At 56.4% G+C, this 21267-nt stretch carries 20 protein-coding genes; 5 read left to right on the plus strand and 15 right to left on the minus strand.

Annotated elements, in window-relative coordinates:
• From IPM59_11910 to rsmH, 10 genes are read right to left on the minus strand one after another with little or no spacing between them, the layout of a single operon-like run.
• The gene (locus IPM59_11910) at positions 1-828 is read right to left on the minus strand and encodes an FtsQ-type POTRA domain-containing protein (protein ID MBK9216281.1); all 828 of its coding nucleotides are present in this window, start codon (positions 826-828) and stop codon (positions 1-3) included.
• Positions 829-2211 (minus strand): UDP-N-acetylmuramate--L-alanine ligase, encoded by a 1383-nt coding sequence (locus IPM59_11915; GenBank protein MBK9216282.1) that lies wholly within the window; start codon positions 2209-2211, stop codon positions 829-831.
• Positions 2204-3280 carry an undecaprenyldiphospho-muramoylpentapeptide beta-N-acetylglucosaminyltransferase gene (gene murG / locus IPM59_11920; protein MBK9216283.1) on the minus strand — a complete coding sequence of 359 codons (1077 nt, stop codon included), beginning with the start codon at positions 3278-3280 and terminating at the stop codon, positions 2204-2206. The genes IPM59_11915 and murG overlap by 8 nt, the downstream gene beginning before the upstream one ends.
• Complete coding sequence (ftsW, locus tag IPM59_11925) at positions 3280-4440, minus strand: putative lipid II flippase FtsW (protein ID MBK9216284.1); 1161 nt, start codon at positions 4438-4440, stop codon at positions 3280-3282. The genes murG and ftsW overlap by 1 nt, the downstream gene beginning before the upstream one ends.
• Before the next feature lie 43 nt (positions 4441-4483).
• Positions 4484-5866 (minus strand): UDP-N-acetylmuramoyl-L-alanine--D-glutamate ligase, encoded by a 1383-nt coding sequence (murD, locus tag IPM59_11930; GenBank protein ID MBK9216285.1) that lies wholly within the window; start codon positions 5864-5866, stop codon positions 4484-4486.
• A gap of 34 nt (positions 5867-5900) precedes the next feature.
• Positions 5901-7064, minus strand: a complete 1164-nt coding sequence (locus IPM59_11935; protein ID MBK9216286.1) for a phospho-N-acetylmuramoyl-pentapeptide-transferase — start codon at positions 7062-7064, stop codon at positions 5901-5903.
• Between the two features lie 6 nt (positions 7065-7070).
• Positions 7071-8537: a UDP-N-acetylmuramoyl-tripeptide--D-alanyl-D-alanine ligase gene (locus IPM59_11940; GenBank protein ID MBK9216287.1), complete on the minus strand. Its 1467-nt coding sequence runs from the start codon at positions 8535-8537 to the stop codon at positions 7071-7073.
• Positions 8527-10527, minus strand: a complete 2001-nt coding sequence (locus IPM59_11945; protein ID MBK9216288.1) for a penicillin-binding protein 2 — start codon at positions 10525-10527, stop codon at positions 8527-8529. Before IPM59_11945 ends, IPM59_11940 begins: the two co-directional genes overlap by 11 nt.
• Before the next feature lie 3 nt (positions 10528-10530).
• Positions 10531-11022 (minus strand): hypothetical protein, encoded by a 492-nt coding sequence (locus IPM59_11950; protein ID MBK9216289.1) that lies wholly within the window; start codon positions 11020-11022, stop codon positions 10531-10533.
• 22 nt (positions 11023-11044) lie between these two features.
• Positions 11045-12016, minus strand: coding sequence for a 16S rRNA (cytosine(1402)-N(4))-methyltransferase RsmH (gene rsmH, locus IPM59_11955; protein MBK9216290.1), 972 nt, complete (start codon positions 12014-12016; stop codon positions 11045-11047).
• Between the two features lie 288 nt (positions 12017-12304).
• On the opposite strand from rsmH, the gene IPM59_11960 reads away from it, so the two are divergent.
• Entirely contained in the window at positions 12305-13120 is an 816-nt protein-coding gene (locus IPM59_11960; protein ID MBK9216291.1) for a ZIP family metal transporter, read from the plus strand.
• 420 nt (positions 13121-13540) lie between these two features.
• Here the strand turns inward: IPM59_11960 and IPM59_11965 are convergent, their stop codons facing one another.
• On the minus strand, positions 13541-13837 hold the full coding sequence (locus IPM59_11965) for a hypothetical protein (GenBank protein ID MBK9216292.1): 297 nt from the start codon (positions 13835-13837) through the stop codon (positions 13541-13543).
• Positions 13838-14059: 222 nt separating this feature from the next.
• Positions 14060-14452 (minus strand): hypothetical protein, encoded by a 393-nt coding sequence (locus IPM59_11970; protein ID MBK9216293.1) that lies wholly within the window; start codon positions 14450-14452, stop codon positions 14060-14062.
• 460 nt (positions 14453-14912) lie between these two features.
• On the opposite strand from IPM59_11970, the gene IPM59_11975 reads away from it, so the two are divergent.
• The 3 genes from IPM59_11975 to IPM59_11985 all read left to right on the plus strand — a co-directional run bounded on the left by IPM59_11975 (position 14913) and on the right by IPM59_11985 (position 16809).
• Positions 14913-15122 carry a hypothetical protein gene (locus IPM59_11975; GenBank protein MBK9216294.1) on the plus strand — a complete coding sequence of 70 codons (210 nt, stop codon included), beginning with the start codon at positions 14913-14915 and terminating at the stop codon, positions 15120-15122.
• A 224-nt stretch (positions 15123-15346) separates the two neighbouring features.
• Positions 15347-15949 carry a phosphatidylserine decarboxylase gene (locus IPM59_11980; GenBank protein MBK9216295.1) on the plus strand — a complete coding sequence of 201 codons (603 nt, stop codon included), beginning with the start codon at positions 15347-15349 and terminating at the stop codon, positions 15947-15949.
• Positions 15949-16809: a CDP-alcohol phosphatidyltransferase family protein gene (locus IPM59_11985; GenBank protein ID MBK9216296.1), complete on the plus strand. Its 861-nt coding sequence runs from the start codon at positions 15949-15951 to the stop codon at positions 16807-16809. The genes IPM59_11980 and IPM59_11985 overlap by 1 nt, the downstream gene beginning before the upstream one ends.
• A gap of 1 nt (position 16810) precedes the next feature.
• Here IPM59_11985 and IPM59_11990 read toward each other — a convergent pair whose 3' ends face one another.
• Genes IPM59_11990 through IPM59_12000 form a run of 3 tightly spaced genes read right to left on the minus strand, consistent with a single transcriptional unit; the run spans position 16811 to position 20573 of the window.
• Positions 16811-18187: an O-antigen ligase family protein gene (locus IPM59_11990; GenBank protein MBK9216297.1), complete on the minus strand. Its 1377-nt coding sequence runs from the start codon at positions 18185-18187 to the stop codon at positions 16811-16813.
• A gap of 14 nt (positions 18188-18201) precedes the next feature.
• Entirely contained in the window at positions 18202-19461 is a 1260-nt protein-coding gene (locus IPM59_11995) for a hypothetical protein (GenBank protein ID MBK9216298.1), read from the minus strand.
• Positions 19458-20573: a DegT/DnrJ/EryC1/StrS family aminotransferase gene (locus tag IPM59_12000; GenBank protein ID MBK9216299.1), complete on the minus strand. Its 1116-nt coding sequence runs from the start codon at positions 20571-20573 to the stop codon at positions 19458-19460. The genes IPM59_11995 and IPM59_12000 overlap by 4 nt, the downstream gene beginning before the upstream one ends.
• A 57-nt stretch (positions 20574-20630) precedes the next feature.
• On the opposite strand from IPM59_12000, the gene nth reads away from it, so the two are divergent.
• Positions 20631-21266 (plus strand): endonuclease III, encoded by a 636-nt coding sequence (nth, locus tag IPM59_12005; GenBank protein MBK9216300.1) that lies wholly within the window; start codon positions 20631-20633, stop codon positions 21264-21266.
• The last annotated feature ends 1 nt before the right edge of the window (position 21267 follow it).

A 21267-nucleotide genomic window follows, 5' to 3' on the forward strand; every position in this document is an offset into this window, starting at 1 on the left:
CTAAAACTCGATGTACTGGATGACCGGATAGATTCCGGCCGCATCCACTGATCTAACCTTTGATCCTTTGCCCGCAACGGCTTCGATCGCCGAACGCAGACTCTTGCCCAGATTGTCTTTTGCGACAAAGACCGCTATCGCCCGACCGGAGTCTTCGATCGTCGCGGACGGCTCGCGAACATTTGTGAGATCGACCACCTTGACGCGCGACGCCAGATCAAATTGCCGCCATTCTTCGACCATCTTTGCATAGAGTTTGAGCCGCGCCAGATTATCGTTCTGCGCCTTTTCACTCTTGGCCTCATCCCAGCCGATCAGAGCAAATGGCAGATCCTTCTCGCCCCCGGCCGGAACAAGGATCATCCCTTCCGTATCGACCAGATGGTCACCGGCCTTAAGCCTAACGATCGCTGCAGGCACTCGTTCCGTGACATCAACTCGGATCCCGGCCGGTAGTTCTCGCGACAGGGACGCTGACCGTACGAACGGAAATTTTTCAAGCTTCGCCTTGATCGCAGCAATGTCGCTGTTCCAAACACCTGTCTTCTCGGTATCAGCCGCCACGACCCGCCGAATATCTTCGGTCGACGTACGAATGTTGCCCCGTATATCGATGTTTCGGACCTTAAAGAACGGTGAGCCTGCCGCAGTCTGATAAAAGACAGCAGCGACAGCTCCAATACAGAGCAGTAACACACTGCTTAGGGCCAACGGAATGAACACACGACCCGGGCTTGCCGATGTTCGCGAAGACGCCGCACTGCGGCCACTGCGGACTCGAACGGCCGCACTCTTCCTTCTGTTTGTGCTTCCCTTCTTCTTTGCCACTTACTCTTGCAACTTTACGACGATCTCGTCCGACAGCCGCGTCACGCTCCCGGCACCGAGCGTGATAACCAGGTCGCCAGGTCGCAGGGCAGGTACGACCATATCAGCCGCCCCCTCGACTGGCCCGATATAAGAGACACCCTTATGCCCACTTTTCTCAATGTTATTCGCCAGGGCCTCGGCTGTTATGCCCCCGATCGGCTTTTCGCTGGCGGCATAGATGTCGACCAAATACAGGACATCGGCGTTATTGAACGACACGGCAAATTCGTCCATCAGTTCTCTCGTTCGCGAATACCGATGCGGCTGGAATACTACGACGATCCGCCGGCCCGCGGCGCTGTTTCTGGCCGCGTCGAGTGTTGCGACGATCTCAGTCGGGTGATGGCCGTAGTCATCGACGACCGAAACGCCTCTGGCCTCGCCTTTGAACTGAAATCGTCGGTTCGCGTTCTTGAATCCGGCAAACGCCTCCACGATCTTGCTGAACGGCACCTCCAACTCCATCGCGACGGCCGTCGCCGCCAAGGCATTGTAAACATTATGTTTACCTGGCACAGGCAGCGATATCTCACCGAGCACATCACCGCGATGGACGACCGTAAATCGCGAACCGAACGTGTCGTTATAGCCGATGTCCTTTGCGGAAAGATCAGCCTGCTCGCTCAGCCCGTAGGTGATCCGGCGACGCCTGATGTTTGGGATGATGCTCTGCACATTCTGGTTATCGAGGCAGATGATCGCCGCCCCATAGAATGGCACCTTATTGACGAAATCCGTGAAGCACTGAACGACATCGTCCATATTCCGGTAGGACTCCATGTGCTCCTTATCGATGTTCGTCACGACGGCGATCGTCGGATACAGCATTAGGAACGACCTGTCGCTTTCGTCGGCCTCTGTCACAAACCAGTCAGACTGGCCGAGTCGGGCATTTGACCCGAGAGTATCGACGACACCGCCGACGACGGTCGTCGGGTCAATACCTGCGTGCCCGAGCACAGTGGCGATCATCGAGGTCGTCGACGTCTTACCGTGCGTGCCTGACACCGCAACAGCGTAAGGCCTGAGGGTCATCAGTTCGGCCAACATCTCGGCCCGAGGGATCACTGGAATGCCTCGCTCCTTTGCCTCAACGACCTCAGGGTTGTCTTCCTTTACGGCCGACGAATAGACGACGACCTCCGCTGCACCGACATTCTCGGCCCGATGGCCCTCTGCGATGCCGATGCTAAAGAGCGTTTCCAGACGTTCGGTATTCTTACCTCTCCTGACATCCGAACCGGTCACGATAAAGCCAAGATTGCACAGCACCTCCGCAATACCGCTCATTCCGATACCGCCGATGCCGATAAAATGTATTCGCTTTACGTGCCTAAACATTGCTCTTTAGTTCCTCTATCAGGTCCACGGTCGCCGCCGCTGCGTCAGGCCGTCCAAGTTTCCTTGCTGCATCGGCCATCTTGCTAACGCGCTCCGGCGACTCGATCAGACCACGCAACTCACTTGCAAGCGAATCAGCCGTCAACTCCGTTTGCAATAACATCCTAACCGCACCAGCATGTTCCAATGCCTCGGCATTCTTGCGCTGATGGTCGTCAGCAGCCCCGGGAAATGGCACCATGATCGCCGCCCTTCCGGCCGCCGCTATCTCGGCGCAGGTCGTGGCTCCCGCTCGGCAAATGATCACGTCGGCTTTGCCAAACTCGATAAAGATATCCGAAATGAACGGCCGCACGTCAGCGCTGGCAAAGGCCGACTCAGCATATGCGGCCCGGACGGTGTCAAAATCGTGTTCACCGGTCTGATGGGTGATCGTCAAGCGTCCGCCAAGGTCTCGAAGCTGCGTCAATGCCTCGGACATCGCATTATTGATCGCTCTCGCTCCTTGCGATCCGCCAAAGATCAGTAAGTGAAACTCATCAGAGCGTTCCTTTGTCGGTATCTCAAAAAACTCCTGCCGCACAGGATTGCCCGTGACGACGCCCTTCTTCCCAAAAAACGGCAATGCCTCATCAAATGTCAGTGCCGCCTTCTCAACGAACCGAGCCAATTGGCGGTTTGTGAAGCCCGGCAGCGCGTTCGAGTCCATGACCAGCGTCGGCACGCCCATTATCGCCGCCATCAGCAAGACCGGCCCTGAAACATACCCGCCGGCACCGACGACCACGTGCGGGCGAAACTGTCTAATGATCCGACGCGCTTCGAGGATGCTTCGCGGCAGCACTGACAGTCCCTTGATCTTGCCCATGAGCCCAACGTTCTTAAGGCCCGCGCTGTTTATCAGCGACAGTTGAAAGCCGTTCTCGGGAACTATCCGCTTCTCTAGGCCGCGCGCCGTGCCCACAAAGAGCACCTCGCTCGTCTCGTCTCGTCGCATGATCTCATTTGCGACGGCGATGCCCGGATAAATATGTCCGCCGGTCCCGCCGGCCGCGATCAGTACTTTCATCACGCTCCTGCGGCCCTTGCTTTGACACGACGCACGGCCGGACGACGCGCAACCGGCGCCTCAGCACCGGCAAACCTGGATATGCTCAGCAGCACGCCTACACCGATCAGCGAGACAACGATCGATGATCCGCCATAGGAGATGAACGGCAGCGGAATGCCCTTAGCCGGCAATATCGATGTCACGACGCTGATATTGAACAGTGCCTGCATGATGATGCCGGTGATCACACCAATGCCAAGCAGCATTCCAAACCGGTCCGGAGCCATCACTGCAGCACGGCTCCCGCGCCAGAGCAGTAGTCCAAAGGCTAGGACGACCGCCAGCGTCCCGATCAGGCCAAACTCTTCACCGACGACAGAGAAAATAAAATCAGAGTACGGATACGGCAGGTAAAAAAGCTTTTGCTTGCCTTGCGCGAATCCCTCACCAAACATTCCGCCGGAACCTATCGCATACAGCGATTGCACTACCTGGTATCCTTCATCATCGGCATACTTGTACGGGTCAAGGAACGCCAGCATACGAGCTACGCGCCAAGGAGCAAAGATGATCGACGCGGCGCCGCCAACGAACATCGCACCCGCAACGGCACCGATATGTACTAGCCGGGCACCCGCTGAGTAATAGACGGCTGAGAACACAGCACACAAAACGAGTGTCGTTCCGAGGTCCTTCTCAGCAAACACAAGGCCGCCCAGAACGGCGAGGCACAACAAGCATGGGACAACCGCCTGTGAGATGCTGCCGACCGCGTCTTCCTTCTTCGTCAGCCAATACGCCAGGAAGATCGGCAACGCAACCTTTGCAAGCTCAGACGGCTGGAATGAGAATCCCGAGAACCGGATCCATCTACGAGCACCATTTATCTCCGGGAATGCGAATACCGCGACCAGCAGGGCGACCGTCAGCAGCAAAATGCCAAAAACGACCCATGTCCTCTGAAAAATGTGATAATCCAGCCGGCTGACGAGATACATCGCCGCGAGCCCGGCCACGGTAAAACCGATCTGCTTGTAGAAGTACGTGTACTGCGTCGCCGATTCACTCTCCTTTAGCGAGAACATCGCAGACGCACTGAACACCATCATCGCGCCAAACAACGCCAGCGCAACCGCGATGCCAAACATAAACCAATCTGGACGTCTTCCGTCAGTCATTCAACTGTCATTTGTCGCAATGCTGCTATCAGTTCAAACGTGTTCAGTTCGCCGCCATCCCTGCGTCACCGAGGCGGCCAACCGCGGCCTTAAATACTTCGCCACGCTCCTCAAAACTCCTAAACATATCAAAGCTCGCACACGCCGGGGCGAGCAGGACCGAATCGCCAGGTTCGGCGGTTCCAAAGCTTTTATTTACCGCATCTTCCATCGAATCAGCACGTTCCATGTGAGTTCGTCCGTGAAGCTGTGATTCGATATTGTCAGCATCCTCACCGATCAGGATGACTGAACGAACAGACGATTCGATCAGCGGGATGAGCGGCGCATAGGGTGCATTCTTGCCACGCCCGCCAAGTATCAGGATCGTTTTTCCGTCTGCACTACTCAACGCCTCCAAAGCCTTACTGGTCGCATCCACGGAGGTCGCCTTCGAGTCGTTATAGAATTTAACGCCTGCGATCTCAGCAACGAATTCGATCCGGTGCGCAACACCCTTGAATTCCGCTACGGCTTGCCGCATGGATCCCGGAGACGCTCCGCACGCTAGGCCTGCCGCCAGGGCCGCGAGGATATTCTCAACATTGTGCAGCCCGCGAAGAAAAATCTCATCGCGCGTCGTCAGTACGCTTTCCGCACCATTCGCCCGACAAACCAATTCATTCCCCCGAAGGAACAGCCCCTCCTTAAGTTCCCTAAGAACACTGAACATCACAACATTCGCCTTAAGGCCCGCTGCCCAACTCCCCGTGATCTCATCATCCGCGCTGAGGATGGCGACATCCTCCGCCGTCTGATTCATAAAGAGCCTGTGCTTTGCCGCAGCGTAATCCTGAAAGCCCTCATAACGGTCGAGATGGTTTGGCGTGACATTCAGACAAATGCCCACCGCCGGCCGAAGATCCACGATCGTCTCGAGTTGAAAACTCGACAGCTCCGCCACCGTCCAGCCGTCCGCACGCGAGGTCTCGGCGAAGCTGAGAAGCGGCGTGCCGATATTGCCGCCAACCTGTGTCGGGATATCGGCAGTCTTGAGAAGCTCACCGATCAACGCTGTCGTCGTGGTCTTGCCATTCGAGCCGGTGATACCGACGATGCGGCCCTTCATAAAGCGATACGCAAGTTCGACCTCGCCTATCACCTCACCGTCCTTTCGATCAACGTAGCGCGCCGGGACCGTATTTGTCGGCACACCCGGACTGATGACCACCAGATCGATCTGATCGAGCAGCCACGACGGAATGTCGCCGCCGATCAGGCCGACGGCGTGTGATGCTTTTAGCCCGCGGGCCTCATCTGACCATTCCTCGACAGGTTTCTTGTCGTGGAGAGCGACCGTAGCTCCACGAGCGGCCAGAAAGCGCGCCGACTCTATGCCGGACTTTCCGGCTCCGAGTACGAGCGCTTTTCTGCCACGGATAAGCATATATGTCACATAGGGCCAATAGTACCCGTAGGACCTATCTAAGTTTCAAGGTCGATAAACTCAGCAGTGCGAATAGTATCGCGACGATCACGAACCGAACCACGATCTTCGGTTCCATCTTCTTCTTCAAATCGTAGCCAAGTTCAAAATGGTGATGTAGCGGCGTCATCCTGAAGATGCGCCTCCCAGGCCTTCCACCGCGTTTTGTGAGCTTAAAAATGATCACCTGCAGCATCACCGATGCCGCCTCGATGACAAAGACACCGCCGATGAACGGTAGCAAAAATTCCTGCTTCGTCAATATCGCGACCGTGCCGAGAGCTCCACCGATTGCCAGCGAGCCGGTGTCACCCATAAAAACCTCAGCCGGCGGTGCGTTGTACCACAAGAAACCCAAGCTAGCACCGACCATCGCCCCACAGAAAACCGTCAATTCTGCCGCCGCGGGGTTGTGCGTGATGTCCAGCCGCTCGGCCCAGCGTGCATCGCTTGCGAGATAGGTTAGGGCGGTCAGCGCCGTCATCGCGATGAATGTCACGCTCGTCGCCAAGCCGTCGAGGCCGTCCGTCAGATTAACCGCGTTTGACGAGCCCAGCAGGATGAAAATAATAAATCCGCCATAGATGATAGGGCCAACCCAGCTTATGCTGAGCGCGGGGTTCGCCTCGGCCGTCGCCTTGAAGAACGGTATGCTCAGGTTCCACGGATACTCGCTGAACGCCCACAACAGCCCCCAGACGCACAACGCGATCGCCAATTGCCCACCGATCTTCTGCCAGCCCGTGAGTCCGAGACTGCGTTTCTTGACGATCTTGATGTAATCGTCCGCAAATCCGACGACTGCAAACAGCGTCGTCGCCCCCAAAGCGATCCAGAGATACAGACTGTCCGGCCTCGCCCACAGAACGGTTGAGATGAATACCGCTCCTATCACCAGAAGGCCGCCCATCGTCGGCGTGCCGCGCTTCTCATGATGCGATGCAGGGCCTTCCTCACGGATCTCCTGGCCGTATTTCATGTCTGCCAGTTTTCGTATCACACGGCCACCCAACAGCAGTGAGATCAGGAAAGCCGTTACCGCCGCCACAGCCGTCCGGAACGTGACGTACTGAATGACGTTAAGCCCCTTGAACAGGTATGACTCGCTCTGGCGTCCGTAGCCCTGAAAGAGAAACTGATAAAGGAAGTAGTAGAGCATCGATGTTCAGGCCGTACCGCCATCCTCCATTTTGAATTTCTCCAACAACTTCTCGATCACTTTCTCGGTCCGGACGCCCCGTGACCCTTTTACGAGGACCACGTCGCCCGGACGTACGATCTCGGCCAATCGCCTCCCAGCCGTATCGGAATCGCTTACGAACTCAGCGTCCGCTAAGCCTGCATCCCTTGCCCCATCAACGAGACCTGCCGCCAATCCGCGAATGCCGATCAGCAGGTTAATATCGCTCGCGGCGATCCTTGCCCCCGTCTCTCGGTGAATTTCGGCCGCGTTCTCACCAAGCTCAAGCATCTCACCGGCCACAACGATCCGGCGCTTCGCTGCGGAACCGCCGGTGACAAGAGTATCGATCATCGAGAGCAGCGCAGCCGGATTCGAATTATACGAGTCGTTGATCACCGTGAAACCGTCAGCAAAATGCAAAACTTCGCCGCGCTGTGGTGGAGGCTCGACCGAATTCAGGCTGTTTGCGATCTCCGCGACCGACATATCAAAACTAACGCCCGCCGCCGCCGCAGCCAATGCATTGAGGATATTATGTTTGCCGTCAAGCCGAAACTCGACATCAGCCGTTTCGCCGCCGGCAGTCACTACAAAACGCGTCTCTCCAAATCGTTCGAACCGAACATCAACAGCCCGGACATCTGCAGTCTCCGAGAAACCAAAGGTTATCGTGCGCCCTTTGCTCAAACTGCGCATCGCGGCCACACGCTCATCATCGGCATTCAGTACGGCCGTTCCGCCAGCCCTCATTCCCTCGACGATCTCAGCCTTTGCCCGGGCAACATTCTCGATCGATCCGAGGTGCTCTACGTGGACGGGCAAGACGTTCAGCACGACCGCGACATCGGGCGGCGTAATACGGCACAGACGCGCGATCTCGTTCATCGGCGTGGACATGCCCATTTCGAGAACGGCGAGGTCGTAGCTCTTGTCCTTAGCCAGGCTCAACACAGTCAGCGGCAGGCCGAGGCCGTTGTTGTAATTCTTGATGTTCCTAAGGACCTTTTTACCTGAGGCCGAAAGTACGTGTGTTGTAAGCTCTTTTGCCGTGGTCTTTCCCGCACTGCCCGTGATGGCGACGACCGGCTTGCCCCAATCCAGAAATACGCCATGGGCGAGCCGCTGAAGTGCCGCGATGGCATCATCGACAAATATCAGCCGATCTCGAAACTGCTCCAAATCGGCCCGATGTTCTGCAAAACGGTCCGTACGAACGACGCACGCAGACGCACCCTTTTCAAACGCCGCCGGAACATACTTCGTCGAATCCTCAAAATCGCCATTGAAGCAATTGTCACGATACTCGGGCTGTGAGAGTGCAAAAAAAACGCTGCCCTGCTCAACCTGGCGGGAATCAATCGCAAAAGACCCCACTTCGCGTGTCAGCAAAGCGGGATCAATTTCCATCGCGGCACCATGCATCAATTCAATTGCGGTCTTATGTCTCAAGTTCGTTTTTTTGATTCCAACCCAAGCGCACGGGCTCGCGCCGGTGCGGCAGCAAGGCAGTCAACTTACCGGGCACGTTCAATTTCTTATCGCTAGCCGGCCGACTGTCTTTCTTGCCCTTGTCGACAGGTTTCGTCACCGGCTTACCCGCATCCTTAGCCCCCGTCTCTTTCGTTGGTGTCTGAGCGACGGCCTTGTCGCTCGGCTTCGACGCGGCTGGCGGCTCCGGCCTGACCGGCGTCGTCGTGGGCACATTCAACAACTGCATTATCTCCTGAGCGACCTCACGAAACACAGGAGCCGATACCATTCCTCCGTCTCGTGCACCGGACTTGGGCTCGTCCATTACCACGGCCACTACGATCTCGGGGTCCTCAGCGGGCGCCATTCCAATAAATGACGAGATATATTTGCTCGAATCGACTGACCTCGTCGAGGCATTGAACTTCCACGCCGTACCTGTTTTCCCTGCTGCGGTATAGCCGTTCAATGCTGCCCGCCTGCCGGTTCCGCTGATCACGACCTGCCGCAGCATTGTCTTAAGGCCGCGCGCGGCGTCGGCCGAAACCACCTGCGTTCTGGTAGGTTCGGTAACGGTTTTCGGCTGTTCGTCCGAGTGTCGAATCTCTTTGATTATATGGGGTTGGATCCTGATTCCGTCATTCGCTATCGTCGCAAAAGCGGTCAGCATTTGCAATGCCGTTACGCCAATTTCGTAGCCGATTGACATCGAAGCCAGTGAGTCGCCGTTCCACTTTTCCGGCGGCCGCACGATGCCCGAGACCTCAGCCGGCAGTTCGATGCCGGTCTTGGCTCCAAAGCCCATTCGCTGGACCATAGCAAAAAAATCATCACGCCCGACGCCAAGCCCGGTCTTGATCGCACAGACATTGCTGGAATGCGCCATCGCCTCGGCATAGCTGACGGTCCCGACCGAATGAGAATCGGTAAATGTGTGTCCCGCGACTGTGATCGACCCGTTCCCGGAGCTGATCGTGCCCTCGGGCGAGATCATCTTCTTCTCGAGCGCCGCTCCATACGTCACGAGTTTGAAGACAGAGCCCGGCGAATAGACCGATTGGATCGCCTTATTACCGATGTGTTCGGCGGCCGATTCGGTTATCGTGTTCGGGTCGAACGTCGGATAGTTTGCAAGCGCCAATATCTCGCCTGTTTTCGGGCGCATCACGATAGCCATGCCGGATCGAGCATCAGCCGAGGCGACGCCTCGCTCCAATGCCTGCTCGGTCAAGTACTGCATCGTCGTATCGATCGTCAGCACGATATCACTCGGTCGGTCCCGCTCAAAAACGGTCTCGTCATAGACGCGGCCCAGACGGTCGCGCTCCTGCAGCTTCCTTATGACCGCACCATGCAGAACGTCGTCCTGCGAGAGTTCAATACCGGCCTTGCCATCGTCGGCGGCATTCGCAAACCCCACGACGTGTGCCGCGAGCGTCTTATACGGATAGCTCCGCTTCTGATCATCACGCCAGTGAAGTCCTGTGAAATTGGGAAGGTCGGCTTTTTTTACGCTCGCAATATCAAAGGCCTTGTTGTATTTCTGCACAGTCTCAGGATCGAGCTTTCGCGCGATCGGCACAAACCGCTTCTTATCGTCCTTGGCTTGCCTTAGCTGTACGGAAAGGGCCTGAGAGTCGACCTTCAAGACTTTTGCGATGTCGCGTGCCGCCGCCGCAACATCGTCAACCTCCGTCGGGTCGACGTAGAGAGTCTTGACGGGCAAGCTCATCGCAAGCGTGCGCTCGTTGCGGTCAAATATCGAGCCGCGGAGCGTTCGGGCCTGCTTGACGTCCTGCCGCAGGTCAACGGCGCGTTCCTTTAGCCACGCGTGTTGCGTGATCTGCAGATGCACCAGCCGAGCACTAATGCCCGCGATCCAGAGCGCAAAGAACGCGACTACGAACATGAATCGTGTGAACGCGATCTGTCTCCAGTTTTTCTTCCTTGCTTGTCTTGGGCGTCGCATGATCTACTCCGTTGCCAATGTCCGTTTTGCAGGCGATCTAGGCTGAGGTTTGTCGATCTTTGCGACCGCCGCAACTGACGCTGCAGTAGGCGAGGTCATGGCTGTCTTGACTACCAGGGAGGCCGCTGTCGGTGCATCTTTCACAGACTGCTCCGCCTTCTCCTTGCCGGTTGCCGTGATCTGCGACACCTCGGGCGGCGCAGTCTCGATCGGCTCACCAACTCCGGCCTTCTTAGCGGCCTTCTTTAGTTCGGCGGGTGAAAGCGACGTCTCCTTGGCCAGCAGCAGGCGCCTCTTCTCGGCCTGAAGCTCATCGATCTGCCTTCGCAGTCTCGAATTCTTCATCCCGAAATCCATCGAGGAGAAATGCTGCCTCGCGGCAAAAAAGAAACCCGAAACCAGCACCGAGCCGCAAACCAGCATCAACGCATACGTTCTAAATCGCCTCTTCCCATTCGCCTGCTGCGCCGCCCGGCCGATCCGTTTCTTATTCATGCTTTTCCCTCCGAGGTTTGGATTAGAATTTACTACCGCTAGGAGCCACCTTTGAGACAGCTCTTAGCTTCGCACTTCGCGAACGCGAATTTTCCCGTATCTCCTGCTCGGTCGGCAGGACCGGCTTTCGCGTCAATATTTCAACTTTCTTAACCGCTCCACAGCGGCACATCGGCATTCTGGGCGGACACGAGCATTTGCCCGATAAACGCTGGAATGCGTGCTTCACGATCCGGTCCTCAAGCGAATGGAAAGTGATCACTGCCAGTCGGCCGCCGCCAGCCAGTACGTCGACTGAGCTTTCCAAAAATCCCTCAAGGTTTTCAAACTCACTGTTTACCGCTATTCGCAGTGCCTGAAACGTCCGCGTCGCCGGATGCGTCCTCTCTTTCGGGCTTTGCCGGACGGCCCTCTTGACCAGATCGGCCAGGTCGAATGTCGTTGTCACCGGTCGGCCTTCGCTTCGCCGGTTGACGATCCAGCGGGCGATCTTTCGCGAGGCACGCTCTTCGCCGTAGCGATAGATGATGTCCGCGATCTCGGCCTCGTCCAGCGTCGCCAGCAATTCCGCCGCGGTCGGACGGTCAGAATCGACATCCATCCGCATATCAAGCTCGGCGTCGTGCCGCAAGCTGAAACCTCGCTCCGCCGAATCAAACTGCAGCGAAGACACACCGAGATCCGCAAGAATGCCGTTGGGCCTACCCCAATTTGAGTTGTCAATGATCTCGGCGATCGCCGAGTAATTCGAATGTACCAGCCGAGCACGGCCTCCGAATCGTTCCAGCCGCTCACCGGCGGCCCTCAACGCATCCCGGTCCTGATCGATCCCGATCAGCCGATTGTCGGTGTTTGCAGCCAGTATCGCCTCGCTGTGGCCGCCGAGTCCGACCGTCGCATCAACGTAAACTCCCGGCTTTTCAATATTTAGAAACTCAAGTGATTCTCTGAGTAAGACCGGAACGTGACCGAGATCGGTGTGTTCGCCCTGCATATCATGCCGAATATTTCCGACAAAAACGTCCCAGCGCCCCTCTCGAGGGCGTTTAATCTACTTAAGCACTTCTTTTAGAGTTGTCGTTGAGCCCAAGACCTACTTGGACAATGGCCTAATACAATAGGCATTCTAAGCCCGTCGGGCGCTCGTGTCAAGAAAATATTTAAGAATAGTTTTAATCATGCGCTTAAGCCTATCGTATTGACGACCGCGCAGTTTTCAGGTGTCCGGTTGACCTTAATTGCTGTTTACTGTTCACTATTCACTGTTCGCTGTTCACTGTCGATGGACCCATTGCTCATTCGCCTCATTATCTTCGGCTTGTGTGCCGGTGCCGCTAATGTCCTTGGCGGGGCGATCCTTTTCCCTTCGCAGCTTCAGCGGAGCTACCGCAAATATCTCAAATATCTTCTCGCCGTCGGTGCGGGATTCATGCTCGCGGTCACGATATTCGAGATACTGCCGCGCACGGTCGAACTGTGGCAGACATCGGCGCCAACTGGCCACGATGCCCTTTACATACCGATGCTGCTGTTTATGGGCGGCTATCTGCTGACGCAGTTTTTCGAGCACACCATCGCGCCGCACATTCACCTCGGCGAAGAGATGCACTGCGACGACGCGAGTCACGGCCACGAGATCATCCCGGCACGGTCTGCATACACTGCCGTTGCCGGGCTGCTCGTTCACACGTTTTTTGACGGGGTTTCTATTGCCGCGGCGTCGCAGATCGACCTGAAGGCAGGCCTCCTTGTCTTCGTGGCCGTAATTCTCCACAAATTCCCGGAAGGGTTCACTATCGGCTCAATGGTCCTAGCCGCAGGCAAAGGCACGCGACAGGTCCTCGCATCAACTTCTCTTATCGGCCTCGCGACGTTTGCCGGCGTAATGTTCTTTTACTTTTTAGGATCGAATCTCGGCTTCACCGCCGCCTACGCCCTGCCCATCGCCGGCGGTGTCACGCTCTACGTCGCCGCCAGCGACCTCATCCCCGAGGTCAACCACCACGGCGGCAAAAGCCCACTTGTCTCAATATTTGTCTTCGCCGGCGTCGCCCTCTTCTTCGCCAGCCAACAACTCCTCCACGCGATAATCCACTAAGCCATTTAGCCGCGGATCACGCGGATAAAACGGATAAGAAAAAACGGACAAGGAATGCGCCACTTCCCTGCCCGTCCCTTTCTTGTTCTGATCCGTCCCTATCCGCGCGATCCGCTCAATTTGGACCAATCGGGATACCGTTTGGCGATCTATCGTGGCCCGACCGACATTGCGATAACCAAAGACGGCGTTTCGCGTTGCCCGTATTCGAGGATAATGATCAAACGGAAATGAACGCGAACCCAAACGACCGCCCTTCCGCGCAGCGGCGGTTTTCTTTCGTCCCCGAAGGGGACACATTGAATAGCGTCGGGAGCATCCCGACGATTCGCGTTACGCAAATTGTCGGCTCCCTGAAAGGGAGCAATAATGCGTCCCTTTCAGGGACGGCCGTTAAATTCTCGCATTGATCGTCGGGTTTCACCCGACGCTATTGAATTTGTCCCTTACAGGGACGCACCGCCGTAGGCGGCACACAGCCGCGTCCTGTAGGGCGTGGTAAGGCACGGCGCGTTCCGGTCGTGTCGGGGCATTTTCACTTTCGGCGATCAGCGCAACCATGGGATCAACCACAACCGCGTCGGAGAGGCGGGCACCCTGCACGCGCGTGACGAACTCATTTTTAACGCGGATGCGGCGGATCGCGCGGATGAAGACGGATAAGAAATAGAATTTCATATCTGCTTTTTCCGCCTGATCCGCTATATCTGCGTTCAAATGTGTAATGTGTAATGAGTGCGCGCGGGCACCCGGCACGCGCGTGACGAACGTCATTTTGAACGCGGATGGGGCGGATCACGCGGATGAAGACGGATAAGAAATAGAATTTCATATCTGTTTTTTCCGCCCGATCCGCTATATCTGCGTTCATATGGGCGTTGAGTACGGGCGGGCAAGGGTGCCCACGCTCCGAGGTGTTGAGGCATATGAGCGCGCCTGTCATGCGGGTTTACGGCTGTGTTTGGGCAGCGGGACGCGGTATTTTAGTTCGAGGATGAGGACGCCGTCTTCGATGCGGGCTGTGGGGAAGCTGACCGAGGACGGCAGCTTGATGCCGTGGGTCCTAAGGAACGTGCGGCAGCTGAAGCGCGTTCCGGCTTCGTTTTCTTTATAGTTAGTGCGGTAGGCGTTTGGCATGTCGGGCGACGTGGGCCGCAGGCCGATCGTCGCCGTTTGCTCGTCAAAGAGCAGCGCGAGCGCGGCCGGGCTGCCGAGTTCTGTAAACGCCATCTTGTTTAGCCGCACGATCCCGCTCGGAGAGGCCGATACATGTATCCGATGCTTCGTCGCTCCCTTTGGCCCCAAGCCAAATTCAACCCATCTTCTTGCCATAATTGCCTTGCTCCAGTGCTAACGGCACTGTAGCATATATTTCTATGTGTGTCAAGTCTGCAACATAGATCAATATGGCAAGGCTCATCTCGGCGTCCGTCTGCGTGTGTCTCTCAGCTAACTCGGCGTGAAATGAGCAGACAATAGCGCCGAGCCACCCTGAGGAAGATCGCCTTTTGCAAGCACCGGGCGACTCCGCAACCATCGCTAACAGTGCACACAATGCTAAATTCGCCGCGCAGCCGGTTAGCGATTCTCGCAGAGGTCGCGGGGCGCGCCTTTCCCGCTTTGCTAACCGGCGCCGGCCGTCAAAACATCGATACAAATGCAGTTTTTGTCGATACAACCGGGCTGGATCTAGAGTTTTTGTCGATACAACTTCGGGTTTTTGCCGATACGATCAATTTCAGAAACAAATCGTCAGCCGCGTCGTAAATCATCTCGGAGGCACTTTGGCATCATGCGTGAACCTTTACTGGCTGGCATATTGAGTTTACTGATCCCCGGGCTCGGGCAGCTTTATAACGGACGAATACTTATCGGAATTATTTGGCTGGTCGTTACCGGTTTCTCCTGGATCGGCTCGGCTGGAATGCTGGGCTGGGTGGTCCATATCATCGCCGCCTGGTGCGCCTACAGCTTTGCAAAGGACAATCCCGTGCGTAGTTAAAGTCTCTTCATACGATCCTCCTCTATGCCCGGCGTCGAAAGGTACCGGGCTTTTTCACGAGAAGAAGTCAGAATTCAGAAGTCAGAAGTAAAGAGGTCGTCCGGATGCACAGTACATTTCCCTTACCGCGGCCTTCTGTATTCTGGCTTCTGACTTCTGTATTCTCTATTCTGACTTCTGTATTCTCTATTCTGACTTCTGTATTCTGACTTCTGACTTCTTTTATGGTTCGAGAGGGCATTCCATTCGTTCTTATTCCGCTTGTGATCGCTGTTGGGCTTAGCTTGCTCGGCTGGTGGCCGGTGGCGCTTGCGCTTCTCGCTCTGGCGGCGTTCATGGCGTTCTTTTTCCGAGACCCACCGCGGGTTGCTCCGACTGGTGAGGGGCTGGTAGTTTCAGCAGCCGACGGCCGTGTCACGCGAATAGATGAGCATGAGGGCGGCAAGGTCGTTAGCGTTTTTCTCTCGCCGTTGGACGTTCACATCAACCGTTCGCCGATTACAGGCACCATCCGCGAGATCAACTATACGGCGGGGCGCAATATGCCGGCAACAAACAACGAAGCGAGCCTGTTGAACGAGCGAAATTCGCTAGTCATCGAGGGTTCGGACGTCACGGTGACCTGCACGCAGATAGCCGGAATTCTCGCCCGGCGCATTGTCTGCTGGCCTTTGAAAGGCGATAATCTCATTCGCGGTCAAAAATTCGGCCTGATCAAGTTCAGCTCGCGAACGGACGTAGTGATGCCGGCCGACGTGAGGCTCGAGGTCAAGGTCGGTGACCGCGTCAGAGGCGGCGAGACCGTGATCGCACGCTACGGCGATTGATGGCAGACGAAGAGACAAAACCTCCGCACCGAGGACTAAAGAAGGGCCTTTACGTCATCCCGACGCTGTTCACCGCGGCAAACGTCGCGATGGGCTTCGTCGCCGTCCTCTCGTCAATACGCGGATTCCAGGCGATCACGACAGATCCCGAACTCGCAGCAAGCTACTTTAATTCTGCCGCCATTGCCATCGGACTCGCAATCCTCTTTGACACAATGGACGGCCGCATCGCTCGGGCGACACGAACCGCGACCGAGATCGGCGTCCAGTTCGATTCTCTCGCCGATGTGCTTACTTTTGGCATCGCCCCGACGGCCCTGATGTATAGCTGGGCAATCGCCCCTACGTTCACCGAGAATAGTCCGGGTTACGTGCTCGGTGTATTCCTGCTGTTCATGTTCCTAATGTGCGGCGCGTTTCGGTTAGCGCGCTTCAACCTCCAGGCATCTCGTCCGCGGGTACTCATCGAAGGTGCCCCAAAGCTCGACAAAAAAGCCTTCGTCGGTCTGCCGATACCGCCCGCCGGAGGTCTGCTTGCGGCGATAGTCCACTTCTCACCCGCGCCGCTGACTGCCAAGGGCGAATCCGCCGCGCAGTTTTACGGCTACGCGTTGCTCGCCTTGGTTGCTGTCCTTGCGATCTTAATGGTCTCCACGATCCGTTACTCGAGTATGAAAGCGGCCGGTGGCGGTCGAAAAGGATTCTTCCTCGTCCTTGCTCTTGCGGCGGTGGGTATGACGATATGGTTCTACTCCCAGTATGCCCTGCTTGTGTTGGCCGTCGCCTATACCTCGCATGGCGTCGTCTGGTGGCTGTTGCGACCAATATTCGTCCGGCCTGCAACCTCCCAAGAAGCCTGATTCACCCAACTGTTGGATCCTCACGTATTGGCGTCACGCTCGCCTTTCGCCTACGTCGCCGTCGTGGGTGGCGTTCGTCAAAATCCACAATGTCATCATCGAATGACCGACCCGAAGCGACTAGCACAGCCATCATAAGCAAAAACATCGCCGCAACAGCCGTAACATGTAGAACAAAGTCGAACATGCTGTGCACCAAGATTCCGAAACACGCAGTGAATGAACCCACGGCGATCCCGCGACGAAACGTGTTTGGCATCACCGTATTTCTCAGTCCCTCGCGAACCAACAAGAACAGAAACAGGCCGCCAAGAACCAGCCCCACGATCCCCGCGTCCGAAACGACCTGCAGATAATCGTTATGGGCCTGCTCAACGCGGGCAACCCCTGCCGCAGTATCAAATTTGGTGAACGCCGTCGCATAGGCACCCAGGCCTGTTCCGAATGGCAGGTTGTCGCCGATAACCTTGAGCGTGATCGACCATATCTCGAAACGGTCTGACGAGATATTCTGACGCTCAGCCGACTCAGCAAAACGCGTGAGCGACGTATCCCCACCCGTGAATATTGCCCCGCCAATGACGCCCAGGACGAGCAACAGGGACAATGCGATCTTCAGGCCAGTCCTCTTGTGCGCGCTTGCTCGAGAGGACATAAGCACCAGGAATATCAACTGGAGTCCAAGGGCGACCAGCCCGCCGCGCGAACCGCTGAGCAGGAGGGCGGATCCCATCAGTAACACTGCAACAACGTAGAGCAACCGCTTATCCGGCGTGACCGCCCCGACGAACAGTAGACCGAGCGGAATACTGATGAGCATCTCAATGATCGCAGCAAAGTTGTGCCGATTCACAAACGAGCCGAATGGGACCGCTGCCACAGGATCATATATTCCGTAGATCTTATCAGGGCTCAGCACTGATTGCAGGATCGCGTAAAACGCGTAGATAAACCCAAATATCGTTAGGACGAGTGCAATTCGCCGTAACCGCGCAGCTGTGTCGATGTATGCCAGGCATGCTCCCAGAAAAATACACAGCAACAGCATATGCAGGGCTGTGAGGAGGGTGGAGTTAGGCTCCAGCGAGATCGTTCGGGCGATCTGCCCAACCCCGGCCGCGTCGGGGACATAACCAAACGGAAACGTCTGCACAAGACCGTAGGCCGCCAGCACCAAGAGCGGGGCCTGAATGAGGCTTCGACTGTATCGGATCTGCCCCTTCAAGATCGAGTCCACACCCCAAAAGCCCGCAAGTAAAACGATCATTGCGTAGCTAAGGATAAGGACCGGTTGGTGGACCGCCCCATAGGCGAGTGTCGTGTAGAACACTAACACGCAGACCAAAATGAATATCAGGGTGCTGAGCCGTGTGTGCATGAAGACCGAGTATTCTAGTTGCGTTCGAGCCGAAAATCGTCGTACCAAAGCGTGCCGGCGATCGGACAATCGTCGCCGCACCCGGGTCGGATCGTCCGAATATTTATACCCGAACAATCAGCCGGAGTCAGAAATTCCAGTACCACTTCCTGCCAATCAGCCGTCCCGCTATCAAATGGTTTTGAGGCCGCAAGCGGAGTACTATCTTTTGCGTTAACAACGGCGACAAGCGGCATTCCGCCGCTCCTTAGATTCTCGGTCCTGACCCAGAACCTCAGCCGATATCGAGCGCTCGGCTCGACCGCGACCGTTTGAATGAGGTTGTAGAAGTCGGGCTTCGTGCTGTTCCTAAACGTAATGCGCACGCTGCGATTTCCATCTCGCTTTACCTTGCCATCACCGCTTACCTCGGCTTTTGGATCACCCCTGACCACCTGCCAACCGAACCGCGAATCAGCGTTGCCGCTCAGCCCTTTCTCAAACGAACCATCCGTTACCATCTCAAACTGGGCCTCAGGATCGAGTCCGGCTTGCCGTGCGAAGGCGAGCGATTCCCTAAAATGTCCCTGCAGGAACAGCCCTTGGGCCATCGCCTTCAAAATGTCCGGGTTGGCCGCCTTTTCGCTCTCGCCGAGTGTCTCCCAGGTTCTGAGCGCCTCTGTCGCTTGCCCGCGGGCAGCGAAAAAGTATGCAAGCCGTGCCCGGGCCTCAGGTTCTATGCCGGCAAACGCTTCGAGCCGGCCAGTGTCACGTCCAAAGTATTCCCACACTAGCGAGAATGCCTGATCCCGATACGAATCGTCTCCACTCGCAGCGCTCTTAAGCTCGGCCATCGCCTCATCGGGCCGATCCCTACGAAGCAGAAAGTTTGCCAGGCTCCAGTGGACAAAGGCATATTTTGGAGCTAGTTCGACGGCCTGGCGAAACTGCAATTCCGCCGCCTCATATTGCTCATCGTTCTCGAGTGCCCGCCCGAGTTCTATTCGCCATCGATAATCGAACGGTGCGTGTCGAACAGCATCCTGCAGGCCGGTGATCGAGCCAGTTGCAGTGCCCTTTAGCCAATGAGCGGCCGGATCCGACGGAGCGAGTGAAATGGCTGCGGCGGCGGCGGCGGCGGCGGTGGGATCGTTTGGGTCAGTCAGTAGAGCGATGACGTTGCCTAATTGCAGGCCCATACCGACAGTTGCAATAATGCCGGCGATCACGATTCCGAGTGCGACAAGGAACCGTGATCCGTTTCTGATCGTTCGAAGTTTCAGGTCATTGCTCATTCGAAAAATTCGGCAATGCTGTCGGCAACGCGAGACAGCATCTCCCCAGTCAACTCCGGAAAGATCGGCAGGGCTAACGTCTCCCTTGCCGCCTTTTCTGCCTCGGGCAGATCGCCTTCACGATAGCCGAGATCGGCGAAACATTCCTGAAGGTGAAGAGGGATGGGATAGTAAATGTCGGTACCGATACGGTTTGCCGTTAAATGCTCTCTCAGTCCATCTCGACAGCCGGGGACGCGGATCACAAACTGGTTATAGATGTGCTTGGCATCCGACCGCTCAAAAGGGAGCACGATGTGTTCGGTCAGTCCGCGATCCACAAAGAGTTGTCTGTAAGCTTCAGCATTCTTACGTCTTCTGGCCGTCCATCGGTCGAGATGGGGCAGTTTCACACGAAGGACCGCGCCCTGGAAGCCATCAAGGCGCGAATTGAGGCCGACGTACTTGTGATAATATTTTTCCTCCGCCCCATGGATCCGCAGCGCCCGCAGCTTGGCCGCCAAAAGATCATCGTCGGTGGTCAGGAATCCACCATCGCCCATCCCGCCGAGGTTCTTTGACGGATAGAAACTGAAACAGCCGACGTCGCTGAGAGATCCCGCGAGGCGACCGTGCTCTTCCGCCCCGATCGCCTGAGCCGCGTCCTCAACGATGGGTATTTGGTGTCTTGCTGCGATCTCGCCAAGAGCTGCCATGTCCGCACATTGGCCATAGAGATGGACGGGCTCGATGGCCTTCGTGCGCGGGGTGATCTTTGCCTCGATCTGCGAAGTATCAAGGTTGTAAGTTCCGGCCTCGATATCGACGAAAACAGGTGTCGCACCCAGCCGCGTTATCGAACTGACCGTAGCAAAAAAACTATACGGCGTCGTTATGACCTCGTCGCCGGGGCCTATATCGAGGGCGATAAATGCCAACAGGATCGCATCGCTCCCGGATGCACAACCGATGGCGTGCTTGACGCCGCAGTAATTCGCCAATTCATCCTCGAGTGAGGCGACCTCATCGCCGAGGATAAAGCCGTTCGTATCGAGAACGCGGCCCAGTGCCGCCTCGATCTCAGGCCGCAGGCTGGCATTCTGCTCGCTCAAGTCAAGTAAAGGGATGTTCATCAATTCCTTAAAAACAAGTACAATCTACAATTTACAATCTGCACTACCGATTGAGAAATGCCCCTCGACCGAAAGAAACAGGCCGCCGAGGTCGTGAAACGGCTGCGAAACGAATATCCAGATGCCCACTGCGCCCTGAACCACGCTACGCCATTCGAACTGATGGTCGCGACGATCCTGTCAGCACAATGCACGGATGCCCGGGTTAACATCGTCTCGGCCGAGTTGTTTCGCAAGTATCGCGGGCCAGAGGATTATCTAAATGTCACGCAGCAGGAGCTTGAACGGGACATCCACTCCACAGGATTCTTTCGCAACAAGGCCAAGAATATCCAGGCCGCGTGCCGGCGGCTGATCGATGTTTACGGCGGCGAGGTGCCTAGGACAATGGAAGACATGCTAACGCTCGGCGGCGTCGCCCGTAAGACCGCAAATGTCGTGTTAGGGAATGCTTTCGGCATCGCCTCGGGTGTGGTCGTTGACACTCATGTATCGCGCCTCTCGCAACGACTCGGCCTTACAAAAAACAAGACGCCGATGAAGATCGAAGAAGACCTGCAGAAACTAATTCCGCGCGATGATTGGGTGATGCTTCCGCACTGGCTAATAAGTCATGGCCGAGCGGTCTGCATTGCCCGCAAGCCAAGATGCGGTCAATGCGTACTGGCCGATATCTGTCCATCGGCCATGTAGG

It is taken from the genome of Chloracidobacterium sp., assembly GCA_016715795.1.
Taxonomy (GTDB): domain Bacteria; phylum Acidobacteriota; class Blastocatellia; order Pyrinomonadales; family Pyrinomonadaceae; genus OLB17.

Bases quoted from the DNA above. Each gene is read 5' to 3' on its own strand.
- IPM59_11915 (MBK9216282.1), bottom strand. From the start codon at position 2,211: ATGTTTAGGCACGTAAAGCGAATACATTTTATCGGCATCGGCGGTATC.
- murG (MBK9216283.1), bottom strand. From the start codon at position 3,280: ATGAAAGTACTGATCGCGGCCGGCGGGACCGGCGGACATATTTATCCG.
- ftsW (MBK9216284.1), bottom strand. From the start codon at position 4,440: ATGACTGACGGAAGACGTCCAGATTGGTTTATGTTTGGCATCGCGGTT.
- murD (MBK9216285.1), bottom strand. From the start codon at position 5,866: ATGCTTATCCGTGGCAGAAAAGCGCTCGTACTCGGAGCCGGAAAGTCC.
- IPM59_11935 (MBK9216286.1), bottom strand. From the start codon at position 7,064: ATGCTCTACTACTTCCTTTATCAGTTTCTCTTTCAGGGCTACGGACGC.
- IPM59_11945 (MBK9216288.1), bottom strand. From the start codon at position 10,527: ATGCGACGCCCAAGACAAGCAAGGAAGAAAAACTGGAGACAGATCGCG.
- IPM59_11950 (MBK9216289.1), bottom strand. From the start codon at position 11,022: ATGAATAAGAAACGGATCGGCCGGGCGGCGCAGCAGGCGAATGGGAAG.
- rsmH (MBK9216290.1), bottom strand. From the start codon at position 12,016: ATGCAGGGCGAACACACCGATCTCGGTCACGTTCCGGTCTTACTCAGA.
- IPM59_11960 (MBK9216291.1), top strand. From the start codon at position 12,305: ATGGACCCATTGCTCATTCGCCTCATTATCTTCGGCTTGTGTGCCGGT.
- IPM59_11970 (MBK9216293.1), bottom strand. From the start codon at position 14,452: ATGGCAAGAAGATGGGTTGAATTTGGCTTGGGGCCAAAGGGAGCGACG.
- IPM59_11975 (MBK9216294.1), top strand. From the start codon at position 14,913: ATGCGTGAACCTTTACTGGCTGGCATATTGAGTTTACTGATCCCCGGG.
- IPM59_11980 (MBK9216295.1), top strand. From the start codon at position 15,347: ATGGTTCGAGAGGGCATTCCATTCGTTCTTATTCCGCTTGTGATCGCT.
- IPM59_11985 (MBK9216296.1), top strand. From the start codon at position 15,949: ATGGCAGACGAAGAGACAAAACCTCCGCACCGAGGACTAAAGAAGGGC.
- IPM59_11990 (MBK9216297.1), bottom strand. From the start codon at position 18,187: ATGCACACACGGCTCAGCACCCTGATATTCATTTTGGTCTGCGTGTTA.
- IPM59_11995 (MBK9216298.1), bottom strand. From the start codon at position 19,461: ATGAGCAATGACCTGAAACTTCGAACGATCAGAAACGGATCACGGTTC.
- IPM59_12000 (MBK9216299.1), bottom strand. From the start codon at position 20,573: ATGAACATCCCTTTACTTGACTTGAGCGAGCAGAATGCCAGCCTGCGG.
- nth (MBK9216300.1), top strand. From the start codon at position 20,631: ATGCCCCTCGACCGAAAGAAACAGGCCGCCGAGGTCGTGAAACGGCTG.